This window comes from Ciceribacter sp. L1K22 (assembly GCF_017599385.1).
Lineage (GTDB): Bacteria > Pseudomonadota > Alphaproteobacteria > Rhizobiales > Rhizobiaceae > Allorhizobium.
This window is the reverse complement of sequence record NZ_JAGFPK010000001.1, coordinates 555,306-570,011: the sequence shown is the minus strand read 5'-3', so window position 1 is coordinate 570,011 and position 14,706 is coordinate 555,306. Positions and strand designations below refer to the sequence as shown.

The window sequence follows — 14,706 nt, the reverse complement described above, 5'->3', positions numbered from 1 at the left end:
CCTCCGCGCTGCCAAATCTAGGGATCACGCGTTTACGATTTCCTGAAATATTCGCGAAACTCGATGTGTATCGGCACCGCCGGCGAGGCTTATCTGCACGAGAAGTGAATCAATCTTAAATTGCAGGCGACAGGAGAGTCCCGGCTCTGCGGCGGCAAGAAAAATCCCCCGCGACGAGGCCGGCGCGGGGGATCAAAAAAGTCATGGGAGGCCGATGCGAACGACGGTTCAGCCGCCGACCTGGGCGATCCAGTCGGGCAGGTTGTAGTAGTTGGAAATGCGGGCAACCTTGCCGTCGCGGATGTCGAAGAAGGCGCCGGCGGGCAGGCGGTATTTCTGGCCATTGGCTTCCGGCAGGCCCTCGTCGGTCGCGAGATACTCGCCGTTGACAATGAACTCGGCCGCGCCGCGCCTGCCGTCCTCGCTCGCCATGATCACGATGTCGGTCAACACCTCGTTGTAGCAGCGGTTCATGTGGTCCATGAATGTCGCGAATTCCGCCTTGCCGGTCTGGCGGCCGCCCTGGTTGATGTCGTGGGCGACATCGTCTGTCAAAAGCGACAGGAAGGTCTCCATGTCCTTGGCGTTGAAGGCGTCGTAATAGGCGCGGATCGTCTCGGCGGCGGTCATGTCAAAACTCCTGACGTTTCTCAAGCTTCACCCTTGCGGTCGCGGAGGGTATAACCGCTCCGCAACGGACTGAAAACACTCTATGGCCCTCACCATCAAATCCTTTTCGGGTAGCGACGCTTCGCCGTTCTTCGACGACCTCGCGCGGCTCAGGATCACCGTCTTCCGCGATTTCCCGTACCTCTACGAGGGCGATGCCGACTACGAGCGCACCTACCTCTCGACCTACGCGAAGTCGCAGGGCTCGGTGTTCGTGCTCGCCATCGACGACGGCAAGGTCGTGGGAGCCTCGACCGGCATGCCAATGGCGGCGGAAACGGAAGAGGTGAAGGCGCCCTTCCTCGCCGACGGTCGCGATCCCTCGGACTACTTCTATTTCGGCGAAAGCGTGCTGCTTGCCGCCTATCGCGGTCGCGGCATCGGCGTCGCCTTCTTCGAGAAGCGCGAGGCGCAGGCAAAGCGGCTCGGCCTGCCGCACACCACGTTCTGCGCCGTGGAGCGCCCCGCCGACCATCCCCGCCGGCCGGCGGACTACGTGCCGCTGAATGCCTTCTGGGAGAAGCGCGGCTATACCCACCATCCGGCGCTTCGCACGCACTTCGTCTGGCGCGATCTGGACGACATCGGGGAAAGCCCCAAGCCGCTCTCCTTCTGGATCCGGACACTCTGAATGACGACAGCGCCCGCAATCCGCGCCAGTTCCCCACTCTCGATCGCCGCCATCGTCCTGTCGATGACATCGGTCGCCATCGGCAATGGCATGATGTTCGCCTACGTGCCCTTCGTGCTGGCCACCACCGAGGCGCCGACCTGGATGGCGGGTGCGGCGGTCACGGCCGTCGCGTTCGGCGGCCTCGTCGGCTGCGTGATCGCCGGCCCGCTGATCCGCCGCGTCGGGCATGCGCGGCTCTTCGCCTGCTCGATGGCGCTCGTCATTTTTGCCGCCGTGATGATCGCGGCGGGCACCAATCCGCTGGTGTGGGTGCTGGCGCGCGGGCTCTACGGCGTCGCCGGCAACACCAATTTCATCATCTCGCAGAGCTGGCTCAACCATGCCGCCGACAATTCCTGGCGGGGCAAGGCGATGTCCGGCTTCTACATGGCCTATGTGTTCGGCATCGGCTTCGGCGCCTGGCTGTTCGGGCAGATCCCCGCATCGGGCAACCTCGCGCCGCTCGCCACCATCGCGTTCACCGCGCTCGCCATCCTGCCGATCGGGCTCACCCGCCTGCCCACACCACCGGCGCCGGCCCGCGTCTCGATCGACCTCAAGCTTGCCTGGTCGAGCTCTCCTGTCGGCCTCATCGGCGTTCTTGCCGCCGGCGGGCTCTCGATGGTCGTCCAGGGCTTCACGCCGATCTATGCCGCCGCCAACAATGTCGGACAGCAGGACGTTGCGCTCCTGATGTTCGTCATGCAGTTCGGTCTGATCTTCATCCAATATCCCATGGGCGTGCTCTCCGACCGGATCGACCGCCGCATCGTGCTGATCGCCACCTGCCTGCTGATCGCGGTGACGGCCGCCGTGTCACTGACCGTATCGTTCTCGCAGATCCTCGTCCTGATGATCGTCTTCGCGGTCTTCGCCGGCGCGGTCGAGACCGTCTACTCGATCGCCAACGCGCATGCCAACGACCGGACCGAACCGGAGGATTACGTCTCGCTCTCCTCCACCCTGCTGGTCGCCTGGTCGGCGGCGGCGACCATCGTGCCGCTTCTCGTCACCATGCTCACCCCCGTCTTCGGCGAAACCACCTTCATCTACGCCGCGCTGATCGTCGCGCTTGCCTATGCCGGCTTCGTCACGCTTCGCCTCGGCCGGCAGAAACCGGTCCCGGCGGAGGCGCGCGAAGGCTTCGAGATTCTCAGCGCGCAAGTGCCGAACGCGACCGTGATCACCGATCCCTCGGTCGAGAAGCCGGGCGACGGCGAGCGCTGACCGGCGGTACTTGCCGAAAACCCGCCTCCGCCGGGGCTTCGCCCCCTCTTTTCCGCTTTGCGACAGGGATTCGCACTGCTATATGCGCGAGCCATGAGCACCGATCGCACCCCTCTCGACCATATCCGCAACTTTTCCATCGTCGCCCATATCGACCATGGCAAATCGACGCTGGCCGACCGCCTCATCCAGTCGACCGGCGGTCTTGCCGATCGCGAGATGTCGGAGCAGGTTCTCGACAACATGGAGATCGAGCGGGAACGCGGCATCACCATCAAGGCCCAGACGGTGCGGCTGCATTACAAGGCCAACAATGGCGAGACCTACGTGCTGAACCTGATCGATACGCCCGGCCACGTCGACTTCGCCTACGAAGTCTCGCGCTCGCTCTCGGCCTGCGAAGGCTCGCTGCTGGTCGTCGACGCCTCCCAGGGCGTCGAAGCCCAGACGCTCGCAAACGTCTACCAGGCGATCGACAACAATCACGAGCTGGTAACCGTGCTCAACAAGGTCGACCTGCCGGCCGCAGAGCCCGAGCGCATCAAGGAACAGATCGAGGAAGTCATCGGCATCGATGCCTCCGAGGCCGTGCTGATCTCGGCCAAGACGGGTCTCGGCATTCCCGACGTTCTCGAAGCCATCGTGCACAAGCTTCCGGCGCCGAAGAGCGAAGGCGGCGAAAAGGCCCCGCTCAAAGCCCTGCTGGTCGACAGCTGGTACGACACCTATCTCGGCGTCATGGTTCTCGTCCGCGTCCTCGACGGCGTGCTGACCAAGGGTCAGACGATCCGCATGATGGGCACGGACGCCAAATACACGATCGAGCGCGTCGGCGTGCTCACGCCGAAGATGGTTGCCGTCGATTCCCTCGGCCCCGGCGAAATCGGCTTCTTCACCGCCTCGATCAAGGAAGTGGCCGACACCCGCGTCGGCGACACGATCACCGAGGACAAGCGCCCCACCGAAAAGATGCTGCCGGGCTTCAAGCCGGCCCAGCCGGTCGTCTTCTGCGGTCTCTTCCCGGTCGATGCCGCCGACTTCGAAGACCTGCGCGCGGCCATGGGCAAGCTTCGCCTCAACGACGCTTCCTTCTCCTTCGAAATGGAGAGCTCTGCCGCTCTCGGCTTCGGCTTCCGCTGCGGCTTCCTTGGGCTTCTGCATCTCGAAATCATCCAGGAGCGCCTCGAGCGCGAATTCGATCTCGACCTGATCGCGACCGCCCCGTCCGTCGTCTACAAGCTGTTCATGACCGACGGCACCGAGCGCGAGCTGCACAATCCGGCCGACATGCCTGATGTGGTCAAGATCGAGGAAATCCACGAGCCGTGGATCAAGGCGACGATCCTGACCCCCGACGACTATCTCGGCGGCATCCTGAAGCTCTGCCAGGACCGGCGCGGCATCCAGACCGAACTCACTTACGTCGGCAAGCGCGCGATGATCACCTATGAGCTGCCGCTCAACGAGGTGGTTTTCGATTTCTACGACCGCCTGAAGTCGATCTCCAAGGGCTACGCCTCCTTCGACTACCATCTCGACGGCCATCGCGAGGGCAACCTCGTGAAGATGTCGATCCTCGTCAATGGCGAGCCGGTGGATGCGCTGTCGATGATGGTCCATCGCATGGCGGCCGAAAAGCGCGGCCGCGACATGTGCGAAAAGCTCAAGGACCTGATCCCGAAGCACATGTTCAAGATCCCGATCCAGGCCGCCATCGGCGGCAACGTGATTGCCCGCGAAACCATCTCGGCGCTCCGCAAGGACGTGACCGCCAAGTGCTACGGCGGCGACGCTTCGCGTAAGCGCAAGCTCCTCGACAAGCAGAAGGCCGGCAAGAAGCGCATGCGCCAGTTCGGCAAGGTCGAGATTCCCCAGGAAGCGTTCATCGCAGCGCTGAAGATGAGCGACGAGTGAGTTAAAAATTGGCGCCGGCGAACGCCGGCGTCTTTCATTCTGGTGCTCAACTGACGCGGCGACCGGGTTTCAGTTCAAGTCCCGATTGTTGCGCATACCCCACTCCCCAATCCCCCATGGCGTTGAGCACCGGCACCAGCGACAGGCCAAGTTCGGTATAGCGATACTCGACATAGACCATCTCGCCCTCCTTCACCGGCCGGCGCGAGACGATGCCGTCGCGGGTCAGCGCGAGCAGGTTTTCATGCAGCACCTTTTCCGAGACACCGACCACGCGCCGGAGTTCGCCGAATGTGGCGGCACCATCGCGCAGGTGCCAGAGGATGCGCGGCTTCCACTTGCCGCCGATGACCTTGATGGTCGCGAACACCGGACAGTCGCGGATCTTGTCGATTTCCATCTTGCTCATCTCCACCGCCGCCTTCCGCTTACCTCCGGGTAAGCTCTTGCCCGCCCGCTCGATTTGGTCACCATGCGGCAAACCCTGGAAAGGACATGGCATGATCATCGAGTATATCCGCTACGATCTGAAACAACATCAACCCGACGACCTCATCGCCGCCTACCGGACGGCGGCGCCGCATCTTGAAGCCGCGCCGCAATGCCTCGGATACGAGCTGACCCGCTGCGTCGAGGAGCCTGCGAGCCTGACGCTGCGCATCCTGTGGACATCGACGGACGACCATCTGCAAGGCTTCCGCAAGGGTCCGCATTTCCCGCCCTTCCTCGCCGCCATCCGGCCCTTCATCGGCGAGATCGCCGAAATGCGCCACTATGAGGCCACCGACCTGTCATGGCAGCGCTGAAGACGCTACTCTTCAACCTCGTTTCGCGCTATGATGGCACATCTTCGGAGTTGCCCCATGTCGATCCATGCCCGAAAGCCCCATGACGTGACCGTCAGCGAAGCGCTCGTCGCCGAGGCGGAGGAGCTCGGCCTTGATGTGACCGGCGCCGCCGAAAAGGGCATCGCGCTTGCCATCAAGGCGGAGAAGGAACGGCGCTGGAAGATCGAGAATGCCGATGCGATCAAAGCCGACAACGAATACGTCGCCAAGCACGGGCTGCCGCTTGCCAAATACAGGCTGTGGTAGCGATGGCGCGATTTCGGGTCCATCGACTGAAATTGGGAGACCAACTGGTCGTCGACCTGCAATCCGACTATCTGCAAGACCTGCCCACACGGGTCGTGGCACCGCTTCAGTCGGTTGAAGACGTGTCCTGGGTCATCGCGCGTCTGACGCCGCGATTCGAGGTGGGCGGCAAGAGCTATGTCATGGCGACGCACCGCCTCTCCGCACTTGCCGTATCCGACTTGGGACCCTCCGTCGCCGACCTCTCGCCCCGCGCCGACGAGATCACCGCCGCCACGGATTTCCTGTTCCAGGGCTTCTGAGCTCAGTCCCAGGCGATGTCGAATTTAAGCGTCGCGTTGCCACTCGTCAGCGAATGGCCGGTGATGTCGCAACTGGTCTTGGAGCGCACGGGGGCCGCGCCCTCCAGGGTGAACTGCGCCATGGCGTAGGTAATGTGGTAGTGGCCGCGCACCTCGTAGTCGGTCGCCGGGCAGCCCTTCTTGAAGGTGTGGGCAATGCCCTCGATCAGCACGCCATCGGGATTGTCCATGGTCCACGGCTTGCCATGGAACAGCACCGTGCCGCGCTTCACCGTGCCGGCGATCGACTTCTTCGGCCGGTCATAGGCGATGATCCCCTTGGCGCCGTCGACGATGACGATCGAGCCATTGTGGTCGTAGGGAATACCATCGAGCGTGTCGATGTCGATCACCTCCACCTCCGACAGGCGGCCAATGCCGTTTCCGGACCGGACCTCGGCAGGGACTCGAGCCGGGGCTTCGGAAGCGACCGGGGCGGCAACCTTCATGACGCCGCTCGGCACGGCATTGTCGCGCAGGCCCTCGGCATAGACGAGCTTGCCCTCTTCACAGGTCCGCCAGATGCCGTATTCGCCCTCATGATACCGCCAGACGGGAAAGCAGAAGCCGGGACCAAGGATTTCGACGTCGGGCCAGTCGCTGTCAGCGCGCGGATGGAAGGCAAGGTCGGAGCCGGGGAAGCCGAAGGCGTCGGTCCAACCGCCCTTGCCGTCGGAGATCAGCAGGCTGATCTCGGAGCCGGCATGACCGAAACAGCTGGCCGCGCCGCTCGCCTGCACATGGACGATGATCTCATCGATCGCGTCGCCGTTGATATCTCTGACCTCGTAGGGCAGTTCCAGCTTCGAGCCATTCGCTTCCGGGCAGGCGCGCATTTCCGGCGTATCGAGGGTGGCGAGTGCGGCGTCGATCTCGGCCTGTGTCAGGGCCAGCGCCGGCACCGGGGCCAGCATGGCCACGACAAGGCCCGCCGTGGCCAGTGTCCGCATCGTCATCGGGGTCCGTCTGGGGGCACTTGTCGTCATGGATCATTTTCTCCTGCCTGCATGTCGCGGGAGAGACTGGAATGCCAACCTTAAGCGAGTTGTTAACGGCGGCGATGCGGGTAACGGCAGGCTTTTCAGAGAGTTAAGCCTGTTCACCGCATTCGCGGAAAATGCCGGGCGGCAGGTCGATGGCTCGCATATTTACATTTGAATGAATTTCAGTAGCCTTCCCTAATGGGGTGATAAAAACGAGAGGGAGAGGGCATGCACAAGTTCAAGATCGTCAAGACGGAGAAGGGCGAGTTCCGCGTCCAGTTCGTCTACAATGCCGAGATCATGGTCTGGTCGGAAAACTACGCGTCGAAAGCCAGCGCGAAGAATTGCGTGGACTCGCTGAAGAAGAACGCGCCGGGGGCACCCGTCGTCGATCTCACCAAGGAAGAGACCGGCAGCGGCTACCGGTTCGAGATCGACAAGGCGAAGAACGGCGAGACCTTCGTGCGCTTCCGGGCCGGAAACGGCGAAATCATGGTGCGCTCGGAAACCTACAAATCGAAGTCGACGGCCAAGAACTGCGTCGCCTCGATCCAGAAGCGGGCGGCCGAGGCGCCGGTCGAAGAGGTGGACTGACTTCAGCAGTCCGCCGTCGCCGCCTCAGACCTCCATCTCCCGCCGTTCCCGCTCCGTGACCATGGCGAGATCAAGGATTTTCTGCAGGTTGGCGGCGTGGCGGAAGGTCGGTTCCTGGGCGCTGCCCCGGCCGATTGCCTTGATGAACTTCTCGTAGTTCGTGCCGACAGGCTCGACATCGACATCGCGCCAGACCGCGAGTTCGACGTCCTCCTTCAGGCAGGCCCTCAGGCTTGATCCATCGACGCGGTGGATCACCTCGAGCCCGCCCTTGTCGCCGTGGATGCGCAGGCGCAGCTCGTTCAGGTGCCCGGTCGCCCAGCGGCTCGCATGGATCACGCCGATCGCGCCGTTTTCGAACTCGGCCGTCATGCTGAAGCTGTCATTGGCGTCGAGCTCGTATTCGCCGATGCGGTTGCCCGGCGCCTTTTCGAAGGTCTTCAGCCTTGCGAAGACGCTGTCGATCGCGGTTGCCGCGCCATAGCAGGCGAAGTCGAGGATGTGGATGCCGACGTCGCCCAGAACGCCGTTCGACCCGTGGCTGGTCGAGAGCCGCCACAGCCATTGCGATTCCGTAGACCAATCACCCCAGGCCTTGGAGACCAGCCAGCTCTGCAGGTAGGAGGCCTCGATATGGCGCACCTTGCCGATCTCGCCCGCCATCACCATCGCCCGCGCCTTCTGCACATGGGCGACATTGCGGTAACTCAGGTTGACCATGTTGACGATGCCGGCGGCTTCGGCCGCATCCGCCATTTCAGCCGCCTTGGCATAGGTCTCGGCCAGCGGCTTCTCGCACATCACGTGCTTGCCGGCGGCAATCAGCGGCATGGTGGTCGCGTGGTGAATACGGTCCGGCGTCACATTGGTCGCGGCGTCGAACTCGCCCCAGGCAAGCGCCTCGTCGAGCGAAGTAAAGGTGTTGGCAATGTTGTGACGGGCGGCGTAGGCACGGACCTTTGCCATGTCGACATCGACAGCGGCGACGATCTCGACGCCGGGAACGGTTCCAAAGTTCATGGCATGGGTATTGGCCATGCCGCCCGTACCGACCACGAGCAGGCGAATGGGGGGCATGTCAGCGGTATCCTTCCTCGCCGTCGGCGTGCAGTCTGGGTCCACGCTCGGTGATCGGTTCGAGCGCCTTTTCGACGGGTACGTTCGGCGCATCATGGACGCTCTTCAGCGGCGGCGCCGGATTGTAGGCCCAGCGAGCCGCGTTTCGCAGCACCTTCTGCACCGTCTCGTCGTGATAGGTCGGATAGGTCTCGTGGCCGGGGCGGAAATAGAAGATGTTGCCGGCGCCCCGCCTCCAGGTCATGCCGGAGCGGAACACCTCGCCGCCGGCGAACCAGGAGATGAACACCGTCTCCAGCGGCTCCGGCACAGAGAAGAACTCGCCGTACATCTCCTCGTTCTCGAGAACGAAGTTTTCCGGAATGCCCGCCGCGATCGGATGGCCGGGATTGACGGTCCAGATGCGCTCGCGCTCACCGGCTTCGCGCCATTTCAGCGCGCAGGGCGTGCCCATCAGCCGCTTGAACGGCTTGGCGAAGTGGCCGGAATGCAGGACGATCAGCCCCATGCCCTCGTGAACACGTCGCGCGACACGCTCCACGACGTCGTCCGAGACGGCACCGTGGTCCTTGTGGCCCCACCAGAGCAGCACGTCGGTTCGCTCCAGACGCTCTTCGGAAAGTCCGTGCTCCGGCTCCTGCAGCGTCGCGGTCGATACCTCGATCTCGCCGTCACCGGCCAGCGACTTGGCGATCGTCTCGTGCATACCATCGGGATAGAGACCCCGGACGATGTCATTCGTGTGCTCGTGAATGTTTTCGCCCCACACAACCGTTCTGATCGTCACCTGGACTTCTCCTGCCTGACTGTTTCGCTCCAACCATCATCGTCGCGCCCGATTGTGGCAAGGCCGGGCCGCGGCGATAAAAAAAGGCCGCCCGCCACGGGGCGGACGGCCTTGTTCCCGTCAGGGAACCTTACGGCGTGGTCGTGCTCGGCGTCGTGGTCGACGGAGCGGTTTCCGTTGCCGGCGGGGTCGCCGGAGCCACCGGATCGACCGGCTCGGCGCTCGGCGCGGTTTCGGTCACGGCCGGCGGGGTGGTCGAGGACGTGGTGGCCGGATCGGTGCCCGGAGCGCTCATCAGCGACCAGACGACGACGCCCAGAAGCAGCACGGCGGCGACGGCGATCCAGGGGGTCCACGACGGGCCACGCGGCGGCTGCGGCGTCGGCTGGAGATCGGGACGGTTGGTCATGTTCGGGTCATAGGTCATTTTCGCATTCCTCCGTTGGACTGACGGGAAAATGCGGATCGCGGATTTTGGTTCCGCCGCCCTGTCTGACGTCACCGGTTTCAGTCGGCCGCTTCCTTGACCTCGCGGAAGCGGGCCTCGACCTCGCGCCGCAGCTCGCGCCGCAGTTCCGCCTCTCGGGCGCGGCGGCGTTTCTCGTCGCCATCGAGGACGAGTTCGGGCACCGCCGTCGGCCGTCCGGCTTCGTCTACAGCGACCATGGTGAAGTAGCAGCTGTTGGTGTGCCGGCGCTCGCCGGTGCGGATGTTTTCCGCCTCGACGCGGATGCCGATTTCCATCGAAGTCCGCCCGGCGAAATTCACCGAGGCGCGGAAGGTGACGAGCTCGCCGACATGGATCGGCTGGCGGAACACCACCTGGTCGACCGACAGCGTCACCGCATACTGTTGCGAGAAGCGCGAGGCACAGGAATAGGCGACCCGGTCGAGAAGGTTCAAAAGCGCGCCGCCATGCACCTTGCCGGAAAAGTTCGCCATGTCGGGCGTCATCAGCACCACCATTTCCAGCTGGCTCGGGTCATGTGCGCGGTCCATGGGCTCTCCTTCGATGCGGCGGGTCGGCGCCAGAATAGGCGTAGACCACGACCTCGGAAAGCGGCAGGCCGAAAGAGGCTGTGGAGACCGGTGCTAAAGCGGCTCGCCGGGCTGCCAGCGGCGGAGCGGCCGGTCGCGTTCGACAATGTAGAAGCCGTCCGCCTCCACCCTTTGCCAGTCGCCCTCGGTGCCATCCGGCCAGAGCACGCGGATCTCGGTCGCGCCGAGATCGCCGAGACCGACATGATGCCAGCCGGTCTTGCCGCCGGCATGGCCGCCGCCCACCGTCACCTCGCGCCGCATGGTGATATCGCCACGCTTCACCTCGATCCAGGCACCGATCGCATCCCGGTTCGGCCCGTCCTGCCGGAGCGCGACCTCAAGGAAGTGCCCAGCGCCCTCCGTGGCATTACGCCAAAGTTCGACCGGCGAGCCCTGGTTGACGACGACGAGATCGAGCCGGCCGTCGAGATTGAAGTCGGAGAGCACGCCGCCGCGACCCGTCGCCATGCTGGCAACGCCGGCCTTGTCGCCCATCTCGACGAAACGGCCGTCGACCTTCTGGACCAGCAGATTGTTCGGGTCGCGGTCGGCGAAATCAGGCATCTTGGCGACATTGCCCTTGACCACCAGAAGATCGACGAGGCCGTCATTGTTGACATCCTCGAATTCCGTGTGCCAGGCGGTCGAGGGACGCACCTCGCTGCCGGTATAGGGCCGGTGCGCGGTCACGCCCTTCGCCAGCGCCACGTCGCCGTAAGAGGGCTTCGGACGCCCCTCCTTCGGGATTTCCGCCAGCTTCTGCAGCTTGTTGTCGGCCATGCTGGTCAGGAAATATTCCGGATAGCCGTCGAAATCGAGGTCGTAGCCGGCAATGCCCATCCCCCAGATACGCAGATATTTCCAGCCTTCCTCCTGCGTGAAAAGCTTCGGCGGCAGGCCCGGTTCGACGTGCCACATCTGCTCCTGGCCGCCCTTGTAATACTCGCGGTCGTTGGAGACGCGCAGCGACGGCGTGCCGGAGCGGTCCCAGTCCGTGAACAGGATCGACAGCGGGCAGAAGGAGGGATTGAGCGCCAGCGGCGGCGCGAAACCTTTTCCCTCCGCCGCCGGTCGATGCAGCCAGTTGTCGGTACAGGAACCCCAGGGCTCGAAATCCTCGAACCGGTCGATGTAGTTGCCGATGGCGAGCGTCGGCCAGTCGCTCCCCTTTTCCCAGGTGGCGGAAAAGGCCGTCGACCAGGCATCGCCGCCATCGAAACCCCAGGCCTCGTTGGCGCGCTCGAACCGGCATTGCCCAAGCCCGCGCATCACGACGTTCTCGCCGGAGCGCAGCAGCACGATATCCTTGATACCGTCGCCATCCACATCCAGCGGATACGCGCCCACCACCTTGTCGAGCTCGAGGCCGGACTCCTGCTTTTCGAACTTGACCGCGCCGCCGGCCGTACTGGCATTGCGGTAGAAGCTCGACGGGTTCTCGCCACCGGCCAGCAGCAGGTCGGCAAAGCCATCGGAATTGCAGTCGAAGCTCGCCGCGCCGCCGCCGACCATGAACTCCCAGTCGCCGGCATAGGTGCTGTCGATGCCGGCGGCGGCCGTTTCCTCGAGAAAACGCGGCACCAGCGGCTCGTCCGCGGCGGCTGCCGGGGAGACTAAAAGCAGGGCGAGAAGCGGCGCACGCAACAAGGACATGACGATCCTCATCGGCGTGTCTTCAGGGCCGTGGCGTATTCGCCGATGCAGCGGCCCTGGTCGAGTCCGAGATCGATCGCGGCGCGGAAGTGGATGCCGCCGTAAAGCCTCGAAATACCCGCCTCCTCCGCCGCCTCCCAGAAGCTGCCGAACGAGCGGTTCGGCAGGTTGTCCTTTTCGTGGGTATTATCCGTGAAAGCGTGATTGTCACCGAAGAAGGCCGTCAGCACCTCGGCCGCCGCCCCGGACTGCGTGGAGTGCCCGCTCGGATATTCCGGGAAGGGCGGCGTGATCAGCAGCGGCTCCCATTTCGGGTCGATGACGCGGCGGATGTAGGTGACGGGCCGGACGAGATCATATTCGAACTTCGAATGCCAGCAGCCGATGAAGGCATCGGCAAGCCCGATGCCAAGACGCGCCAGAAGCTCCGCATGGCCGGCGGCATCGGTGTTTTCCTCGCCCAGCACCTTCAGCGCGATGACGATCCAGTGCCCTGGCGGGGTCGGCGACAGCATCGGGTCGTCGGACCAGAAGCGGGCTATGGCGCGATGTTCATCGGTCAGGCCGTTGACGGCGTCATAGACCTCCTTTGCCTCGTGGCGGAACTGCGATCCCTCCGCCTCGCTGTAGTCAGGCGGGGGCGGCAGGTTGCAGGTCTTGCCATCCGGCATGGCGAAGGTGCGGTTCTCGCCCCATCGCGGCAGAAGCGGCTTCTGCTGCTGGTTGATCAGGTTGGTCGGCACCCAGTGGGCCGGTCCTTCCTTCAGCGCGAATTCCAGCGGAAAGCCCATGTTCTCGACCGTGGCGCCGCCATCGTCGGCCGACCAGGCAAGGACGTGGGCGGCGACCGCACGGCCATACTCCTGGCTGCGGGCAAGGAGGTCCGGAGCCAAACCGTCCGACACGGCGGCGGTCATCTTCTCCCCGAGCCGTTTCAACGCCCGCTGCCCGGTCGGGCCGGTATTGCTGAAGAGTTCGGTGGCCGAGGCTTGCAGCGCGGCATTCAGCACCACCGCCTCGTCATAATCGGCGCCTGTCTCGCGCGACGGCACGGGCTGAAGCGCGTTCAGCTGGCCGGCAAGCGAGACCATAGCGTCATTACCAGAGGCAAGCGCCTCGTATCCCGTGACGCCGAGATAGGCGAAGGCGCGGCTGGCGACCGGCGGGGAATAGGTCGGCGTATGGCGGACAAGCTCCAGCACCAGCCGGTACCAGTCGCGAATGACGCTCTCCGTCGCCGGACGCTCCGCCAATGCCGGTTGCGTCACGACAAGGATCGCCGCAATGGCAAAAAACACTGCCGTCACACGGCGTCGAAAATGCTGCATGCTCCCCCCTCCCGAGGTGCCCCCCTCCGGGGGATTTGTTCGCAGGGCGATAATGCATGTCATCGCGCGGGCTGCAAGGGTGGGTTGGGCAAGGCTGCGGCATCGTCTCGATTGACGCGACGGACGAGGCCGGCGAACCCGTTCCACCGTATCGTGGCGTCGTGCTGTTGCGAACGGCCCGGGCCGCGAGGTCAACGTCTATTGTTTGCCGAACCCGACGCCGCGCCGTCCGGTCAGGGCCGGATCGCCTCGGCCGTGGCGCGGCTGCGGGCGAAATTGACCTTCACCCGGGCCACCGGAAAGGCAAACTTGGTCACTAGCGCAGTGTTGCGAAGCGTGCCGTCTTCCTGAAGCACCAGCTTGTCGAAGAAGCGGACGATATTGGGTTTGCCGGCACCGGCGTTGAGATCCACCCTGTAGCTGAAGCGGGCGGTGTTGCCGGAGACATGCACCGTGGTCTCGCCGAGAACGTCCTCCCGGGTGCCGGTATAGGTGTTCGGTCCGGTGCGGGTAAAGATCCAGGTCTTGGTGTCGCGTTCGCCGTCGTCGTAGCGGAAGTCCTCCCGCAGCGTCAGCACATTGCCGCGCACGCTGCCGGTGAGATCGACCTTGAAGGAGCGCTGGAGCCCGTTGATGGCGCCGAAGGTGCCGTAGGCATAGGTCTTGCCACGAAAAAAGTCCTCAAGCCTCAGATCGGCGGCCTGGGCCGGGACCATGAATAAAATCGCCAGCAGGGACGCTGCGGTGAGGGTGGGGAGCAGGCGGTTGAGAAGGGTCATGACAGCTCCTTTCGGTTTATGCGGCGCCTTCTCTACGCCGCCCGTAACCGTCTGGATTGGTGAGAGGCGCTGGAGCAAGGGCCGGTGGGGACGGGCGGGAGCGGTGGCGTGCCCATCTCCCCCCTTGCGGGGGAGAAAGGGAAATCGAGGAATTGGCCCGATCAGGGCCAAACCTCAGATTTCGCAAGAGAGGGGCTCGGTGAGGTTGGTGCCCAAGGAACTGTGCCCCCTCCTGGAAAATCTGAAGTTTAGGCGGCTTGCGCTCGCCTAAGCCTTCGATTTTCCGTCCTCCCCCGCAAGGGTGGAGGCGGCGTTCTCCGCGCCGGTGCGTGTCCAGCCGATAGGTTGTTTACAGATTAGACCGGATAGGATGTTTACAGTTCTGGCTGGACAAAAATCACGATCTTAGCAAAGCTAAGTCGTAAATTTTGTTGGTGAGGGGGTGACGCGCGGTCCGCGCAGCGGAGCAATCGATCCAGTGAATCGATTGCAGCGCCGAACGCCTTGAGCCAAAGCGAAAGGCCGGGCGGCGTTTCCTCCAAAATT

18 protein-coding genes and 1 pseudogene are annotated in these 14,706 nt (G+C 63.9%); 9 read left to right on the top strand and 10 right to left on the bottom strand.

Going from position 1 to position 14,706, the window contains the following annotated elements:
- Nucleotides 1-228: 228 nt before the first annotated feature.
- Nucleotides 229-630, bottom strand: coding sequence for a ketosteroid isomerase-related protein (locus J5J09_RS02725; RefSeq protein WP_208548165.1), 402 nt, complete (start codon nt 628-630; stop codon nt 229-231).
- 82 nt (nt 631-712) lie between these two features.
- Here J5J09_RS02725 and J5J09_RS02720 point away from each other — a divergent pair, with 82 nt between their 5' ends.
- The 3 genes from J5J09_RS02720 (at nt 713) to lepA (ending at nt 4,483) form a co-directional block, all read left to right on the top strand.
- Nucleotides 713-1,300: a GNAT family N-acetyltransferase gene (locus J5J09_RS02720; RefSeq protein WP_208548164.1), complete on the top strand. Its 588-nt coding sequence runs from the start codon at nt 713-715 to the stop codon at nt 1,298-1,300.
- Complete coding sequence (locus J5J09_RS02715; protein WP_208548163.1) at nt 1,301-2,569, top strand: MFS transporter; 1,269 nt, start codon at nt 1,301-1,303, stop codon at nt 2,567-2,569. It abuts the gene before it with no gap.
- 93 nt (nt 2,570-2,662) lie between these two features.
- Nucleotides 2,663-4,483 carry a translation elongation factor 4 gene (gene lepA, locus J5J09_RS02710; protein WP_208548162.1) on the top strand — a complete coding sequence of 607 codons (1,821 nt, stop codon included), beginning with the start codon at nt 2,663-2,665 and terminating at the stop codon, nt 4,481-4,483.
- A gap of 46 nt (nt 4,484-4,529) precedes the next feature.
- Here the strand turns inward: lepA and J5J09_RS02705 are convergent, their stop codons facing one another.
- Nucleotides 4,530-4,892 (bottom strand): helix-turn-helix domain-containing protein, encoded by a 363-nt coding sequence (locus J5J09_RS02705; protein WP_246745776.1) that lies wholly within the window; start codon nt 4,890-4,892, stop codon nt 4,530-4,532.
- 91 nt (nt 4,893-4,983) lie between these two features.
- Here J5J09_RS02705 and J5J09_RS02700 point away from each other — a divergent pair, with 91 nt between their 5' ends.
- Genes J5J09_RS02700 through J5J09_RS02690 form a run of 3 tightly spaced genes read left to right on the top strand, consistent with a single transcriptional unit; the run spans nt 4,984 to nt 5,879 of the window.
- Nucleotides 4,984-5,289, top strand: a complete 306-nt coding sequence (locus tag J5J09_RS02700) for an antibiotic biosynthesis monooxygenase family protein (protein ID WP_208548161.1) — start codon at nt 4,984-4,986, stop codon at nt 5,287-5,289.
- A 57-nt stretch (nt 5,290-5,346) separates the two neighbouring features.
- Complete coding sequence (locus tag J5J09_RS02695) at nt 5,347-5,577, top strand: type II toxin-antitoxin system CcdA family antitoxin (protein WP_208548160.1); 231 nt, start codon at nt 5,347-5,349, stop codon at nt 5,575-5,577.
- 2 nt (nt 5,578-5,579) lie between these two features.
- Nucleotides 5,580-5,879 carry a CcdB family protein gene (locus J5J09_RS02690; RefSeq protein ID WP_208548159.1) on the top strand — a complete coding sequence of 100 codons (300 nt, stop codon included), beginning with the start codon at nt 5,580-5,582 and terminating at the stop codon, nt 5,877-5,879.
- A 2-nt stretch (nt 5,880-5,881) separates the two neighbouring features.
- Here the strand turns inward: J5J09_RS02690 and J5J09_RS02685 are convergent, their stop codons facing one another.
- Nucleotides 5,882-6,904: a hypothetical protein gene (locus J5J09_RS02685; protein ID WP_208548158.1), complete on the bottom strand. Its 1,023-nt coding sequence runs from the start codon at nt 6,902-6,904 to the stop codon at nt 5,882-5,884.
- Between J5J09_RS02685 and J5J09_RS02680 the strand changes: the two genes are divergently transcribed.
- The 3 genes and pseudogenes from J5J09_RS02680 (at nt 6,903) to J5J09_RS22745 (ending at nt 7,495) form a co-directional block, all read left to right on the top strand.
- Nucleotides 6,903-7,076 carry a hypothetical protein gene (locus J5J09_RS02680; RefSeq protein ID WP_208548157.1) on the top strand — a complete coding sequence of 58 codons (174 nt, stop codon included), beginning with the start codon at nt 6,903-6,905 and terminating at the stop codon, nt 7,074-7,076. The genes J5J09_RS02685 and J5J09_RS02680 overlap by 2 nt on opposite strands.
- 53 nt (nt 7,077-7,129) lie before the next feature.
- Nucleotides 7,130-7,300, top strand: a pseudogene (locus J5J09_RS22750) (DUF1508 domain-containing protein); the annotation flags it as partial.
- Nucleotides 7,301-7,333: 33 nt separating this feature from the next.
- The gene (locus J5J09_RS22745; RefSeq protein WP_348646474.1) at nt 7,334-7,495 is read left to right on the top strand and encodes a YegP family protein; all 162 of its coding nucleotides are present in this window, start codon (nt 7,334-7,336) and stop codon (nt 7,493-7,495) included.
- 24 nt (nt 7,496-7,519) lie between these two features.
- Here J5J09_RS22745 and J5J09_RS02670 read toward each other — a convergent pair whose 3' ends face one another.
- The 7 genes from J5J09_RS02670 to J5J09_RS02640 form a co-directional block, all read right to left on the bottom strand.
- Nucleotides 7,520-8,563 carry a Gfo/Idh/MocA family oxidoreductase gene (locus J5J09_RS02670; RefSeq protein ID WP_208552995.1) on the bottom strand — a complete coding sequence of 348 codons (1,044 nt, stop codon included), beginning with the start codon at nt 8,561-8,563 and terminating at the stop codon, nt 7,520-7,522.
- Nucleotides 8,564-8,573: 10 nt separating this feature from the next.
- Nucleotides 8,574-9,359: a ThuA domain-containing protein gene (locus tag J5J09_RS02665; protein WP_208548155.1), complete on the bottom strand. Its 786-nt coding sequence runs from the start codon at nt 9,357-9,359 to the stop codon at nt 8,574-8,576.
- A gap of 130 nt (nt 9,360-9,489) precedes the next feature.
- Complete coding sequence (locus tag J5J09_RS02660; protein ID WP_208548154.1) at nt 9,490-9,786, bottom strand: hypothetical protein; 297 nt, start codon at nt 9,784-9,786, stop codon at nt 9,490-9,492.
- Nucleotides 9,787-9,866: 80 nt separating this feature from the next.
- A complete protein-coding gene (locus tag J5J09_RS02655; RefSeq protein WP_208548153.1) occupies nt 9,867-10,358 on the bottom strand; it encodes an acyl-CoA thioesterase in 492 nt (163 codons plus the stop codon).
- 93 nt (nt 10,359-10,451) lie between these two features.
- Nucleotides 10,452-12,053 carry a CRTAC1 family protein gene (locus tag J5J09_RS02650; RefSeq protein WP_208548152.1) on the bottom strand — a complete coding sequence of 534 codons (1,602 nt, stop codon included), beginning with the start codon at nt 12,051-12,053 and terminating at the stop codon, nt 10,452-10,454.
- Between the two features lie 8 nt (nt 12,054-12,061).
- Nucleotides 12,062-13,381: a vanadium-dependent haloperoxidase gene (locus J5J09_RS02645; RefSeq protein WP_208548151.1), complete on the bottom strand. Its 1,320-nt coding sequence runs from the start codon at nt 13,379-13,381 to the stop codon at nt 12,062-12,064.
- Between the two features lie 233 nt (nt 13,382-13,614).
- Nucleotides 13,615-14,160 (bottom strand): DUF3833 family protein, encoded by a 546-nt coding sequence (locus J5J09_RS02640; RefSeq protein ID WP_208548150.1) that lies wholly within the window; start codon nt 14,158-14,160, stop codon nt 13,615-13,617.
- Nucleotides 14,161-14,706: the final 546 nt, after the last annotated feature.

What these genes read in the sequence shown, in the direction of transcription:
- J5J09_RS02725 (WP_208548165.1), bottom strand. Translation starts at nt 630, where the DNA reads ATGACCGCCGCCGAGACGATCCGCGCCTATTACGACGCCTTCAACGCC.
- J5J09_RS02720 (WP_208548164.1), top strand. Translation starts at nt 713, where the DNA reads ATGGCCCTCACCATCAAATCCTTTTCGGGTAGCGACGCTTCGCCGTTC.
- J5J09_RS02715 (WP_208548163.1), top strand. Translation starts at nt 1,301, where the DNA reads ATGACGACAGCGCCCGCAATCCGCGCCAGTTCCCCACTCTCGATCGCC.
- lepA (WP_208548162.1), top strand. Translation starts at nt 2,663, where the DNA reads ATGAGCACCGATCGCACCCCTCTCGACCATATCCGCAACTTTTCCATC.
- J5J09_RS02705 (WP_246745776.1), bottom strand. Translation starts at nt 4,892, where the DNA reads ATGAGCAAGATGGAAATCGACAAGATCCGCGACTGTCCGGTGTTCGCG.
- J5J09_RS02700 (WP_208548161.1), top strand. Translation starts at nt 4,984, where the DNA reads ATGATCATCGAGTATATCCGCTACGATCTGAAACAACATCAACCCGAC.
- J5J09_RS02695 (WP_208548160.1), top strand. Translation starts at nt 5,347, where the DNA reads ATGTCGATCCATGCCCGAAAGCCCCATGACGTGACCGTCAGCGAAGCG.
- J5J09_RS02690 (WP_208548159.1), top strand. Translation starts at nt 5,580, where the DNA reads ATGGCGCGATTTCGGGTCCATCGACTGAAATTGGGAGACCAACTGGTC.
- J5J09_RS02680 (WP_208548157.1), top strand. Translation starts at nt 6,903, where the DNA reads ATGGATCATTTTCTCCTGCCTGCATGTCGCGGGAGAGACTGGAATGCC.
- J5J09_RS02685 (WP_208548158.1), bottom strand. Translation starts at nt 6,904, where the DNA reads ATGACGACAAGTGCCCCCAGACGGACCCCGATGACGATGCGGACACTG.
- J5J09_RS02660 (WP_208548154.1), bottom strand. Translation starts at nt 9,786, where the DNA reads ATGACCTATGACCCGAACATGACCAACCGTCCCGATCTCCAGCCGACG.
- J5J09_RS02655 (WP_208548153.1), bottom strand. Translation starts at nt 10,358, where the DNA reads ATGGACCGCGCACATGACCCGAGCCAGCTGGAAATGGTGGTGCTGATG.
- J5J09_RS02650 (WP_208548152.1), bottom strand. Translation starts at nt 12,053, where the DNA reads ATGTCCTTGTTGCGTGCGCCGCTTCTCGCCCTGCTTTTAGTCTCCCCG.
- J5J09_RS02645 (WP_208548151.1), bottom strand. Translation starts at nt 13,381, where the DNA reads ATGCAGCATTTTCGACGCCGTGTGACGGCAGTGTTTTTTGCCATTGCG.
- J5J09_RS02640 (WP_208548150.1), bottom strand. Translation starts at nt 14,160, where the DNA reads ATGACCCTTCTCAACCGCCTGCTCCCCACCCTCACCGCAGCGTCCCTG.